The organism is Roseovarius roseus (genome assembly GCF_043355935.2).
In the GTDB taxonomy this organism is placed as follows: Bacteria; Pseudomonadota; Alphaproteobacteria; order Rhodobacterales; family Rhodobacteraceae; genus Roseovarius; species Roseovarius roseus.
In genome coordinates this window covers 23,166-35,097 of sequence record NZ_JBHFPE020000018.1, presented here as the reverse complement: position 1 = coordinate 35,097, position 11,932 = coordinate 23,166, and the positions used below count along the sequence as shown (strand labels likewise).

15 protein-coding genes and 1 pseudogene are annotated in these 11,932 nt (G+C 61.3%); 10 read left to right on the top strand and 6 right to left on the bottom strand.

Features of this window, described 5'->3' with window-relative positions; all coding sequences use genetic code 11:
* The 3 genes from ACEWPL_RS17425 to ACEWPL_RS17415 all read left to right on the top strand — a co-directional run.
* On the top strand, positions 1-1,176 hold a 1,176-nt coding region (locus ACEWPL_RS17425; protein WP_420744371.1), incomplete at its 5' end, for a phospholipase effector Tle1 domain-containing protein.
* 176 nt (positions 1,177-1,352) lie between these two features.
* Positions 1,353-1,637 carry a hypothetical protein gene (locus ACEWPL_RS19535; protein WP_476454019.1) on the top strand — a complete coding sequence of 95 codons (285 nt, stop codon included), beginning with the start codon at positions 1,353-1,355 and terminating at the stop codon, positions 1,635-1,637.
* A gap of 77 nt (positions 1,638-1,714) precedes the next feature.
* A complete protein-coding gene (locus ACEWPL_RS17415; protein WP_393929027.1) occupies positions 1,715-1,999 on the top strand; it encodes a hypothetical protein in 285 nt (94 codons plus the stop codon).
* 16 nt (positions 2,000-2,015) lie between these two features.
* Here the strand turns inward: ACEWPL_RS17415 and ACEWPL_RS17410 are convergent, their stop codons facing one another.
* The 3 genes from ACEWPL_RS17410 to ACEWPL_RS17400 are packed head-to-tail and all read right to left on the bottom strand — an operon-like array spanning position 2,016 to position 3,819.
* Complete coding sequence (locus tag ACEWPL_RS17410; protein WP_393929029.1) at positions 2,016-2,285, bottom strand: ribbon-helix-helix domain-containing protein; 270 nt, start codon at positions 2,283-2,285, stop codon at positions 2,016-2,018.
* 54 nt (positions 2,286-2,339) lie between these two features.
* On the bottom strand, positions 2,340-2,933 hold the full coding sequence (gene scpB, locus ACEWPL_RS17405) for an SMC-Scp complex subunit ScpB (protein WP_393929031.1): 594 nt from the start codon (positions 2,931-2,933) through the stop codon (positions 2,340-2,342).
* A gap of 1 nt (position 2,934) precedes the next feature.
* The gene (locus ACEWPL_RS17400; RefSeq protein ID WP_393929033.1) at positions 2,935-3,819 is read right to left on the bottom strand and encodes a DUF1403 family protein; all 885 of its coding nucleotides are present in this window, start codon (positions 3,817-3,819) and stop codon (positions 2,935-2,937) included.
* A gap of 125 nt (positions 3,820-3,944) precedes the next feature.
* Between ACEWPL_RS17400 and ACEWPL_RS17395 the strand changes: the two genes are divergently transcribed.
* Complete coding sequence (locus ACEWPL_RS17395) at positions 3,945-5,042, top strand: tyrosine-type recombinase/integrase (protein ID WP_393929035.1); 1,098 nt, start codon at positions 3,945-3,947, stop codon at positions 5,040-5,042.
* A gap of 391 nt (positions 5,043-5,433) precedes the next feature.
* Here the strand turns inward: ACEWPL_RS17395 and ACEWPL_RS17390 are convergent, their stop codons facing one another.
* Entirely contained in the window at positions 5,434-5,754 is a 321-nt protein-coding gene (locus tag ACEWPL_RS17390; protein WP_393929037.1) for a hypothetical protein, read from the bottom strand.
* A gap of 68 nt (positions 5,755-5,822) precedes the next feature.
* Here ACEWPL_RS17390 and ACEWPL_RS17385 point away from each other — a divergent pair, with 68 nt between their 5' ends.
* The 5 genes and pseudogenes from ACEWPL_RS17385 to ACEWPL_RS17365 all read left to right on the top strand — a co-directional run bounded on the left by ACEWPL_RS17385 (position 5,823) and on the right by ACEWPL_RS17365 (position 7,866).
* Positions 5,823-6,182 carry a hypothetical protein gene (locus tag ACEWPL_RS17385; protein ID WP_393929039.1) on the top strand — a complete coding sequence of 120 codons (360 nt, stop codon included), beginning with the start codon at positions 5,823-5,825 and terminating at the stop codon, positions 6,180-6,182.
* Entirely contained in the window at positions 6,163-6,690 is a 528-nt protein-coding gene (locus ACEWPL_RS17380; protein WP_420744370.1) for a KpsE/RkpR family capsule polysaccharide export protein, read from the top strand. The genes ACEWPL_RS17385 and ACEWPL_RS17380 overlap by 20 nt, the downstream gene beginning before the upstream one ends.
* 4 nt (positions 6,691-6,694) lie before the next feature.
* Entirely contained in the window at positions 6,695-7,258 is a 564-nt protein-coding gene (locus ACEWPL_RS17375; protein ID WP_393929043.1) for an ABC transporter ATP-binding protein, read from the top strand.
* A gap of 32 nt (positions 7,259-7,290) precedes the next feature.
* A pseudogene (locus tag ACEWPL_RS17370) lies at positions 7,291-7,584 on the top strand (integrase core domain-containing protein); the annotation flags it as partial.
* A 57-nt stretch (positions 7,585-7,641) separates the two neighbouring features.
* Complete coding sequence (locus ACEWPL_RS17365; protein WP_393929045.1) at positions 7,642-7,866, top strand: hypothetical protein; 225 nt, start codon at positions 7,642-7,644, stop codon at positions 7,864-7,866.
* 42 nt (positions 7,867-7,908) lie between these two features.
* Here ACEWPL_RS17365 and ACEWPL_RS17360 read toward each other — a convergent pair whose 3' ends face one another.
* Positions 7,909-8,958 (bottom strand): ParB/RepB/Spo0J family partition protein, encoded by a 1,050-nt coding sequence (locus tag ACEWPL_RS17360; RefSeq protein WP_393929047.1) that lies wholly within the window; start codon positions 8,956-8,958, stop codon positions 7,909-7,911.
* 41 nt (positions 8,959-8,999) lie between these two features.
* Positions 9,000-10,397, bottom strand: coding sequence for an AAA family ATPase (locus ACEWPL_RS17355; protein ID WP_393929049.1), 1,398 nt, complete (start codon positions 10,395-10,397; stop codon positions 9,000-9,002).
* Positions 10,398-10,878: 481 nt separating this feature from the next.
* On the opposite strand from ACEWPL_RS17355, the gene ACEWPL_RS17350 reads away from it, so the two are divergent.
* Complete coding sequence (locus tag ACEWPL_RS17350) at positions 10,879-11,892, top strand: replication initiator protein A (RefSeq protein WP_393929051.1); 1,014 nt, start codon at positions 10,879-10,881, stop codon at positions 11,890-11,892.
* Positions 11,893-11,932 lie beyond the last annotated feature (40 nt).

The window sequence follows — 11,932 nt, the reverse complement described above, 5'->3', positions numbered from 1 at the left end:
GGGCCGCTCTCCTGCTTCGGCGGGATCAGTCTTTTTGCGCAAAATGCCTTGACTGGGGTCGACCCGTTACCGAAGTCCAGAGCCTACACCGTGCGCGCCGTGACCAATGTCATGAACCTTTGCGGTGTTCCGACCCGGATGCCCGATGGCACCGGCGTGCCAAGGCACGGTCCCCGCCTCCGGAAAATCGCCAGTGACGCCGTGAACTTCGTCTACAACCATGGCAACGGTCGTCCGCGGGGATTGCAGCCCTTCCTGGATCGCAGAGAGGAACTCGGCAAAAGGTTCAGAAAAAAGTACGGCAGTTCTGTCCCTGACGCGGAAGAAGATGTGCAAGGAAATGTCCAGCCCACCTTCGTCGGTGTCTTCGACACCGTCGCCGCTCTTGGCAATGCCCAGGTGACGGTGGTTGCCTGGACAAGTCTCGCAGTGCTCGTCGCCCTGATCGGAATGTTGATCTGGTTCTCCGTGCATTGGATCTTTTGGGCACCGCTGGTGGTGCTTCTTGGTCTGATTGCGTTCTGGTACGTGAAGCTGCGCTGGTCGCAGTGGAAGTACTACTCACCCGACGAGCACAAGCCCCTCAAGATCACGAATATCCGGGATTGGCCCTCCATTTGGACATATGGGCACAGAGCCGTCTGGAACCTCGAGAATTACGATAAGGGGCTCGATTCCGATGTGGGTTATGCTCGTCATGCCTTGGCGATCGACGAAAATCGCAAGAGCTTTCCACGCGTGAAATGGGCGATGCCAGCCGAGGCCAGGAAAAACGAAGGCTGTAACCCGCCATGGCTCAAACAAGTCTGGTTCGCGGGATGCCACAGTGATGTGGGCGGGAGCTACCCGGAGCCCGAATCGCGGCTGAGCGATATCGCCCTTCGATGGATGCTTGAGGAACTGAACCAATGCGTGCCCGAAGTGCAGATCAACGACGGGATGCTGTATCTCTACCCCGATCCCATGGGCATGCAGCACGAAGAGACATTCATGTTTAAGTACGGGCCCTTCAAGCGGCGGTGGCCATCGAAACCGCGTGAAATCCATCCGGGCTTCCCGCTTCATCCCTCGGTTTTGGACCGACTGCACACTGAGAAGTGTGTCACATGTCGGCGAGATGAAACCGTACAGACCGGATCAGCTGAGGGATCATCCCGGCGCAAAGGATTTTTATGACTGATATTTGACGGACCCGGCGTGAAACTCGGCGGCTTTTGAAATTTTCCATCAGTTTGGCGCGCCATGCTCGCAGTAGTGATAATGCGGGCCATTATCGTTACCGCGGAAGAGGCCGATTTCTACGAATTCGGAAGCTGTGATGCACTGCCTGGACACCTCAACAGGAGTCCAACATGCCCCATCTCGATCACATCGCTTTCGTTTATGCCTGCCACGATGAACGCAGCGCCGCCACCACACGCTTCGGGCCTATGCCCACGATCTGCGCACCTTTGCGCGCTTCGCCCAGATCCAGGCTCACGGATCCGCTATCGAAAGACGACATCCTCGCCTACCATCGTCATTTGCGCGATGAACTGGAGGCCAAGCCCGTAACCATCGAGCGGCGGCTGGTCACCCTCAAGTCGTACTTTGCGTGGCGTGCAGATCGAAGCAGCACCCTGAGCATGGACGCCTGACTATGGAGTTGGAGCCTTTCGCCAGACTATGGCGACTTACACACCATCCCGGCGATACGCTTCAAAATGTGCTCACGATGGTTCTGACCGCCGAAGAAGACACCCAACACGCGGACCTCACGCGCTGCCTCATCCGCAATGAAGTAGAACACAGCATTGTCCTTGGTCACATGTCTAAGCCTTGCCATGATCTTTGGCTCGAGCGTCCCTTGGAACGGCACGTCCCCAAGCCGTTCCAACGCATCCTCGATGTGACGAAGTCGCTCTGCAGCGCGCGTCAGCGACTCTTCGACCGGATCACCAAGGTCGCAATATGCCCCGAACAAGTGATCAAAGATGACCTCGAGATCTGTATCACATGATAGGCTGCGACGGACACTATACCCCCTGGGCACGGCGCTTCGCGGCAATCATGCCTTCGGTGCGCTTACGACCTTCAGCGGCGGAGACGAACTTTCCGTGCTTGCGCTCTTCGAAAAACGCGCGCAGAGCCTGCAATTCCACCTCTTCGCGCTTGGACTCGGAACGAACAAGCTCAAGCCCGCGCTGCACGACCGCGCTCAGACTGGAATAGTGGCCCTCGGCCACGAGGCTGCGGGCGAAACTGTCTTGTTGTTCGGTGAGCGAAACTGACGCTTTCACGGACATGAGGTGTTCTCCATATCAATACTACTCAGTAGTATATGCTCAATTCCCTCATAATCAAGTAGCCCCTAACCCAGCATCGTCGAGTTGCTCCTGATCCGGTAAGTCCCGCAGGGTTTCAAGATCAAACGCGATCAGGAACTGATCCGTCGTAACGAATGTATAAGGCGCCCCGCGCCGAGGCGACTTGGGTCCGATCCCGATCAAGCCACGCGTATGCAGCCGCCCGATCAGATCGCGGCTAATTTCCTTGCCGAAGATGTCCTTGAGCCCGTCGCGCGTGATCGGCTGGTGCCAAGCGATGGCGGCGAGGACCGCGACGTCGAATTCCCGCAGATCAAGCGACTGGCCGTCCACATCCGCCGCCGCCCGGATCACAGGCGCATAGGCGGCCCGCGTGCGCAACATCCAGCCATCCGCCGCCCTGGCCACCTCGAACGACCGCCCCTCCAGATCGGCGGCAAGATCCTCGACCAGCAGATCCAAAGAGGCGTCCTGCCCCACGACCCGCGCCAGATCCTCGCGTGCAACCGGCGAGGCAGAGGCAAACAGCACCGCCTCGATCCGTTGCATCCAGCTTCGCCAGCGCAGATCTGGTGGCAGATCGGGCAACTCGCGGTCAAACTCGGGCTCGGCTCGATCCCCAGTCATATCAGACCCCATACAGGCGAAAAGTGTCGCGCCCGGTCAGCTCCCGCACGGCACCGAGATCGACCAGACGGTCGCACAGCCGCCGCGCAGCCCGGTCCGGCAGGGGCAGGGCCGCGGTCGCCACCGCGTCCTGGGTCAGGAACATCTCGACCGCCTCCCCTGCCCCCTTGGCACGCAGCTTTGGCGCAACCTCTTTCAGATCCGCGGCCCGTCGCGCGAGGTCAGCAGCAAGGCGCACGGCCTCGTCCGCCGATGAGATGAGCGCGCAATGACAGGCGCGATGCAAGTCGTCACCGCGCTTGCGCAGATCGACGCGCTTCAGACCCGGGGCCAGTAGCGACACGAGATGATCCCAACCGAGCGCCCGCGCTAGGGCCGCGTCCGAGAGGATCAGGGCTGGAACTTCGGCACGCGGCGCCTCCGTCAGCACCGCCTCCAGCACCATCGCGGCCCGCGTGACCGGCCCGCCCTGCCCCCCATCGAGCCACGTAGCGATCTGGCGCGGCTCGTGGATCGGCAAGGCCCGGCCAAGAGCCCTGATCGACACCGGCCGTTCCACCGCACGACGCCACATCAGGGAGACCTCGCCTGCAGGTCCCGGCAAATCACCAGGGCGCAGAAGGTGCACCGCGTCGCGCAACTCCCCCGCCCGCTCCGGGCGGCCTGAAAACGCAACACAGGCCTCCGCCGCGCGCAGCGCGAGCCGGTCCCGCATCAAGGCTTGGGGGACCTCCTCGCGTCCCAGCACAAGATGCAGGTGGCTGAGCGCCGCACCCGACAAAAACGCCACATCTTCAAGGGTTTCCGCACGCCCGGAGGTGACCCAAGAAGGCGGGCGGGGTAGTGTGTCTGGATCGCTGGTATGATCCGGTCGGGCAAATGTCATGCATAAACCCTACATTGGAGCGGCGCTTTTGCCTACTATATAGTATACAAACCGCCCCAACTTGCGGCGCTCTGTTATGTCCAATAAGTTTGCCTTATCGGACATAAAGAGATACAACCGACGCCATGTCGGAAAACACCGGGAAATCAGGCTCAGAGCCCCCTATCGGCCCGCCGGTCAACGAGGGCGACGAGAGAAGCCCGTCTGCCGGTGAGGCTCTGACGCTTCCATCCTTTATCGTTGGATCCGGTGCCTTGGGCCGGCTGGTCGACACGGCGCGGGATTACGCAAAACAAGCGGCCTCGGAGAACACTTTGAAGGCCTATGCAAAGGACTGGAAGCACTTCTCCCGCTGGTGCCGGTTGAAAGGCGCGGAGCCGCTACCGCCCTCGCCCGAGATGATCGGACTCTATCTTGCAGATCTGGCGGCACCATCGAACGGAGCCCCTGCCCTGTTGGTCTCAACGATCGAGCGCCGGCTTTCTGGCCTCGCTTGGAACTACGCACAACGGGGATTCACCCTCGATCGCAAGAACCGACACATCGCCACCGTGCTGGCCGGCATCAAGCGCAAGCATGCCCGTCCTCCGGTGCAGAAAGAAGCGATCCTCCCCGAAGACATTCTGGCGATGGTCGCCACCCTGCCCTACGACCTGCGCGGGCTTCGCGACCGGGCGATCCTGCTGCTGGGGTACGCGGGCGGGCTCCGGCGCTGCGAGATTGTCAGCCTCGATCACGGGAAGGACGACACGCCGGATTCACGTGGTTGGGTCGAAATCTTCGACGATGGTGCAATCCTCACACTCAACGCCAAGACCGGCTGGCGCGAGGTCGAGATTGGACGGGGCTCCAAGGATCAGACTTGCCCCGTACAGGCCCTGGAACAGTGGCTGCATTTCGCACGCATCGATTTCGGACCCGTCTTCGTGCGCTGCACGCGCGATGGCACGCGGGCGCTTGATGCGCGGCTGAGCGACAAGCACGTCGCGCGCCTCATCAAGCGCACCGTCCTCAAGGCCGGCCTCCGTGCGGACCTGCCGGAAAAGGAGCGGCTGGCCCTCTTCTCCGGCCATTCCCTGCGCGCGGGTCTCGCCAGTTCAGCCGAAGTCGATGAGCGCTACGTGCAGAAGCAACTCGGACATGCCTCGGCCGAGATGACGCGCCGCTATCAGCGCAGACGCGATCGGTTCCGCGTGAACCTCACCAAGGCGGCGGGACTCTGAAGCCGCCGTTCATGGGCCAGTCTGACTGGCCTCAAATTGGCTCAAACACAAAGCAGTGCGTCCGCCGCTATTAATCCGCTGCAAACTGCGCTGCGCCACCATGCTCCCGAAAGGAGCTCATGGATGCCGGCCCCATCTTCCACTTCCGTCCAAAGTGACCTTGGGGGCCCCACGGGTCATGGCGAAATCGCCGTGCCGCGCGGGGATGATGTGGTGAGGCGTTCATCATCTACAAGCCAACTGGCAAGATAGTCGGGGCCCTGGTCGACGGCGCAGCCGAGGACAGCATTATCCGGTCCCTCGACGGGTCCGAATATGACCTGCGGTTCTATGAACAGGCCCGCTCGCAACCTTTCGCATGCGAAAGATTCAAAACCGGCCATGATGGCTCTCAGAAAGCGACTTTCGACAGCATGCGCGCAAGTCTGATCCAGTAGCCATTCGTCACCCCGTTGCGGAACAGGGTCAGATTATCGGCCTGCGCCGGGCTTATCCTGAAACCCGGCTGAACCGCCTTACGCCGCTTGGCCAGCGCCACGTTCAGCCCGGAGAAATGCGCCTTCAGCCTTGCGAATTCATCGCGCGTGAACAGGCTACGCCACACATCCTCACCGAATTCCTGTTTCATGGCATCCGTTGCCAACGCAACAAGTTCAGGCTTGGCCACATCAGGCTCGGACAGGACATTGGAGGCCCAGCTGGCCAGCAACATCGGCGAGCCTGTCCGGCAGCAGTTCGTCGGACACCGATATTCTCTACGAGTTCATTCAGAGCCGAACCATGGTCGAGCGGGTAAATGCCAAGCATGACCTTTCCGAGATCTATTCAAAGCCTGAATTCGACCCGGTATTTGCCTATGACCCCGACGGAGCGACCGAGGATCTGGTCGATTACGGGCAGCGCATGGTGAGGATCAGCTATTCGACCGGATCGGGTCTGCTGGAGGTCAGGACCAACGCCTTCACACCGGAAGACGCCTATGACATCGCCAATGCTATCGTCGAGGAATCCTCTCAAATGATCAATGATCTGTCGACCATCGCCCGGGCCAACGCAACGCGTTATGCGATCGAGGATCTGGAGCAATCGCTGGTCAGGCTGAAAGCGGCGCGAGAGCGCGATGACACGGTTCCGATCTGAGACCCGCATCATTGATCCCAGCATTGATTTGCAAGGAGAGAGGGCGCTCTTGAATTCCCTCGAAGGACAGCTCTCGGAAGCCATCATCGAGATGAACCTGCTGCTTGAGACCTCATTGGAAACGGGCCCGTGGGTTGCCCAGGCACAGCGCCGCATCAGGGTCATTCAGGGTCTGATCGAGGAAGAGCGGCAAAAATTCAGAGTAGGCGGGGCCTCCATATCCGGAGACGAGAAAGACTATTCGAATCTCGTGGACGAGTTCGAAAGACTGATGGTCGACCGGGAATACGGGGAGAAATCCTACCTAGCCGCCCAGGCCGCCGTCGGCACCGCCCGGGCCGAAGCCCAACGCCAAAGCCGGTACTTGGCGATATATGCCGAGCCATCGCTGCCGGAATCGATGCAATACCCCAAGCGCTACACGCTCATCTTGGTCATCACCCCGTTTCTGCTGCTTGGCTGGTCCATCGGCGTTCTAGTCTATTACGGCATACGGGACCGTAAGTGAGCGCATGATCGAGCTGCGAAATCTTTGCAAGACCTTCCGGCTGAACGGGGTCGCCAAAACGGTGGCAGACAACATCACATTCACCTTTCCGGCCAGGGAATGCGTGGGCCTCATGGGCGGGCACGGCGCCGGCAAGTCGACCATGCTCAGAATGTTGGCGGGAACGGCGCCGCCGGATCCGGGCCAGATCATCCGGCATGGGTCGATGTCCTGGCCGGTCGGATTTGCCGGCAGATTTCATTCGGACATGACCGGGGCGCAAAACGTCAACTTCGTGGCGCGCCTCTACGGTTTCGACACAGATGAAATGAAGCGTTTTGCTTCGGATTTCGCCGAGCTGGGCGAACATATCAATCTACCTCTCAGAACCTACTCCTTGGGCATGAAGTCGCGGCTTGCCTTCGCCATGCCCATGACCATCAGGTTCGACACCTATCTTGGAGTGCCCCCACCGAGGTGGTCCACCTTTTGGGATAGAACTATCCCGTTTTCAGGAGGACGACGAGATGGCTGGGAAGCGAGAGAAGCCCGAGGATATCGTGCTGAAACTGCGGCAAGTTGGCCATAACCTATCAGCAACCCTTCTTCCCGACGTGCTATGGCGCGGAGTTCATTGCCAAGAAAGTCCGGGGCTGGATCGGTGCCGTGGGCGCGAAGACTGCGTTCATCGCACCGGGGTCACCTTGGGAAAACGGCTACTGCGAGAGCTTCAACGCACGCTTCAGAGATGAGCTGCTGAACGGCGAAGTCTTCACCACGCTACGCGAGGCGCAAATCCTGATCGAACGATGGCGTTGCCACTACAATACGGTCAGGCCGCACAGCGCTTTAGGATACCGACCGCCAGCACCCAAGAGCATTGTCCCGATAGACCAAAGACCGACCATGCATTAACATTCAAACTGGACCACCCGATGGGGGCACTCCAATCTGATCGACGAGGTGACCGCCGTGGGCGATGGGGCCTTCAAGGCCAAGAGCGAAAACATCCTGCGTGAGAGACTGAAAGAGAGCGGGGCCGTCTTCGTCTCGCATTCGCTGGAACAGATGAAGCAGATATGCAGCTCGGGCGTGGTCCTGCAGAACGGCAGGTTTTTCTACTATGCCCGCGTGGAGCGCGCGATCGAGCACTACCAGCATACGATGAAAGGACGGCGCCCGCCCTGGATGAGGTAGCCGCGAACCTTTCGCATGCGAAAGGTTCGGGCGCGCGGCGGGCTATGGCGTGCGCGCTCTGAGCCACGCCTTCAGGTCCTCACTCATATCAGAGGTGACCCCCGTTCCCTGCAAGAGGATGCGGCCACGCTTGTAAGTTACCGAAATGCCTTGCGCCTCCAGAACGGGATCACTTTCCGCGGCAGCCTTGCCCGCGGAATCCGCCTTCTGCCCCTGCGGCGCAGTCCCTGCGGAATGGGTGGGGCCCTGCTCCAATATGCTGCGCTCCTCCTCGGCAGAGGCGACATCAGCAGCTTGCAACGCCTCGATCAGAGCGGTCCCTGCCTGCGGATCGTCGGTTATCGCGCGCGACAGCGAGAGGCCCAGCCGCTCGGGGATATGGGCTGGGTAGCGCAGTGCGCCGTCCAGCGCGCGCACCAGCGGCATGAAGGATTTCACCTTTGACCGCTTGGAAAAGGAAGCCGTCGAAAACAGGCTCTGCAAGGCCTTTTTGTCACTGTCAAAGACCCCTGCTTCGACGGATTTGACGACGATGCGCGCCCGCTCGTAGAAGGAGAGATTGGCGCGCACCTCATTCTCTTCGAGCATGGCGATATAGGCAGCAGGACGATCCGCAGGCAACCGGAGCAAAGCCTGCACCACGCCAAACCGCTCAAGGTCGCCGCTTTCCTCGTAAAGGGCGCTCAGCGCCTGCAGGCGGCGCCATCCCGAGATCAGCCCGTATTCGCCATTGCCCAAATCCGCGACTTCGATCGGCGACTGCTGCCCCCTGTGGCGTATGCTCTGGATCAGGGCCTCCATCTCGTCCCTGTCGCAGTTGAGGCGGTCCCGAATGAGATAATCGGCGCGCACGGCGTCTAGCGGCAGCGAGAGCACCATGCGGCCTTCGCGCTGCGCGGACTGCAATTCATCCCGAACCGTCTCGAATGCGGCGACGATGGAGGCATCCCCCGCGACCTGCGCGATCGGCACCCGCCCTAGGGCCGAAAGCGCGGGACCGCCGGCGCCGCCCTCGGACACGGAAGGGCCGGGCGAGGCGACCGGGGCGGCACTTCCGGGCCCGAGCGGAGTGAGACGTTTGCGTTTGGCCATGGCCATGGTCCTTTGTCAAAAGCGGGGCAGGGCCCCCGCGGTCAGCCTTGCGCGGCCTCGGGGGTGCCTGCCCCGGCCAGTTCCTCGCGGCGCCAAGTCCCGATCAGCAGCCGCTTGAACGCGGCATAGGTCTGATCGAAGGTGGCCCGGCCGCGCACATATGTCTCGCGGTTGAAATCACGGTAATCGGCCTCGTAGATGCCGCCGGCCTGCTCTCCGGCCTGGCCGATGAGCGCGGTGAAATCCTGCCGGTGCGGTGACAGGGTATCGCCGAGATAGGCCTGCATCAGCGCGGCCAGTTCGGCCTGTTGCGAGCTGTCGTAGCGGGTGATGATGGCGCGCACCGCATCCCATTCGAAATTCAGCTCGGGGCGGCCAAGGGCGCGGGCGGCCATGTTCTCGCCCTCCTCGATGCTGGCGAAGGTGGAGTGCAGCATGTTGAAGAAGCGCCCCGTCGAGTCGAATTCGAGAAAGGATGCGCCAAGGGGCACCAGAACGATATCGGCGGCCGCCAGCCCGTTGATCGTGAGATATCCTAGCGCGGGGGGTGTATCGATGAAGACGATGTCATACTCGTCCAGCACCCCGTCCGCCCCCAGCGTCTCGGCCAAGGCATCCCACAGCTTCCAGCCGCGGCTTTGCATCCGCCAGACGGGGATCTGGAATTCGGACCAGTAGAGGTTCAGCTGGGCGCCGATCAGGTCGATATTGGGCCAGTGCGTTTTCTGGATGAGGTCCTGCGCGGTGATTTTCAGCGCCTCGGAGAGCGTGTCGTCCATAGGCTTGGGATCCTCGCCGCGCTCGATCCGGCTGCGGTTCTCGGACTGGAGCGCGGTGGCGTAATGGCGCGCCAGAAGCGGAAAGACAGTCTGCCACTCATCCTCGACGCGCCCGCCCATGATCGAGGTCATCGACCCTTGGCTGTCCAGATCAAGCACCAGCACCTTGTAGCCGTCGAGCGCGGCGGACATGGCCAGATGCGCGGCCGTCGATGTCTTGCCGACGCCGCCCTTGAAATTGGCGACCGCCACCATCTTGGCGGGCAGGTCCTCGGGGCGGTAGGGCTGGTATTCCTTGGCCTTGGAGCCTTCGGCCGCGAAATGCAGGCGCAGGCGCAGGACGTCATCGAGGGTGAACCACTTGGCGCCGCCTTCGGTCTCGGAGATGCCCTGGGGCAGGTGCGGGTTCTGCCGCAGCACGCGCCGGAAATGCGCCTGTGCGACGGGGATGAGATAGCGCGTGATTTCCCATGTCGAGAATTTCCGGAGCGTCTTGCGCCCCTCCTCGCTCAGCCCGCGGGAGGTCAGATCCTGGCGGCCCTGATCGCAGCGCTCAGCAATGGCGGCGAAGCCCTCCGAACTGATCGCGGGGCCGAGATCGGCCATGGCCGCGTCCGGATTGATTTTGAAATAAGGGGGGAGATCGAGGGGATCGCTCATCTGTCCTGCCGATACATGTTACATCTTTTAGGCAGTATACGCAAAAAAGCGTGACATGGAAATATTATGAGCAGGTGGCAAATTTTTTCTACTTTTCCCAAGCAATTTCAACCATTTATAATAAGCGGTCTGGCTTGTTAGGGGCGCCTGGCATCGCAGGATCGGAAATCATGTGTAGTTATTTTATAGTTATTTCATAGTTACGGGGATTTCTGGTTTCTGCAACCTATTGAAGCTATGAGCTAATCTGCCCGCCCGGTAGGTCATGGCGACTCTGAAACCACGCCAGAGCGATTCCGAAACCACGTCCTTGCGACTCCGATACCACGCTGAAGGCGGCCATGATTGTGGACGCTGCCTGTGGATAACTTTATGCTGGGTGGCATTGAAACCACGAAGCAGATTCGTGCGGCGGATCCGGGTCAACCTGGGCGGCGCGTGCGAGGGCCAGGGCAAGGCCACAGGACAGAGCAGGGCAGACATGACGGCAGGTGCATCTTCGTCGCGGGGATCGGGCGGGCTATTACCCGACTATCATCCGACGGCCGATTTCTTCGTATGCGATATCTTTGATGCGGCGCCCAAGGGCGACATGGGCAGCATGGAGCATCCGATGTTTTCGCTCTCGACGCGGCCGGACAGGCGCATCCTCAGCTATACCCATAATGACGTCGCGATCGAGGTCACGCCCTCGGTGCGCGGGCTGGCCAGCATCCATGACAAGGATGTGCTGATCTATTGCATCAGCCAGCTCATGTCGGGGGTGAATGCTGGCCGGGCGATCGGGCGGACGCTCCACCTGAAGGCGCATGATCTGCTGGTCGCCACCAATCGCGAGACCAGCGGCGATGGCTACCGGCGGCTGCGCGAGGCGCTGGAGCGGCTGGCCGGCACGCGCATCACCACCAATTACGAGACCGGCGGGCAGGAGGTGACTTCGGGCTTCGGGCTGATCGAGAGCTGGCAGATCGTGCGCAAGACGCGCGGCGGGCGCATGGTGTCGGTGGCGATCACGCTGTCGGAATGGCTCTTTCGGGCGGTGTTGTCGAAATCGGTGCTGACGCTGAACCGCGACTATTTCCGCCTGCGCAAGCCGCTGCAGCGGCGCATCTACGAGCTGGCGCGCAAGCATTGCGGGCGGCAGGCGGAATGGACGGTCTCGGTCGACACGCTGCTCAAGAAATCCGGAAGCGCCAGCCCGCGCCGCGTCTTTCGCAAGATGCTGCGCGACATGATCGCCGAAGGCATTCTGCCCGATTACATCATGAGCGAGGAGCCGGGCGATCTGATCCGCTTCTCGCGCCGGGATGTGGTGGTCGCGCCGGGGACCTCTCCCATCCTCAGCGACGCGGCGCTGGACGAGGCGCGCGGCCTGCGCCCCGGTGCGGATGTCTATGCGCTGCAATCCGAATGGCTGGCCGTCTGGCGCGCGCGTGGCGGGATCCGGCTGAAATCCCCCGACAAGGCGTTTCTGGGCTGGGTGGCCAAAAGCTGACCTTGTTATATCGCGGGTGACATTCACGGGCCGGATTGCT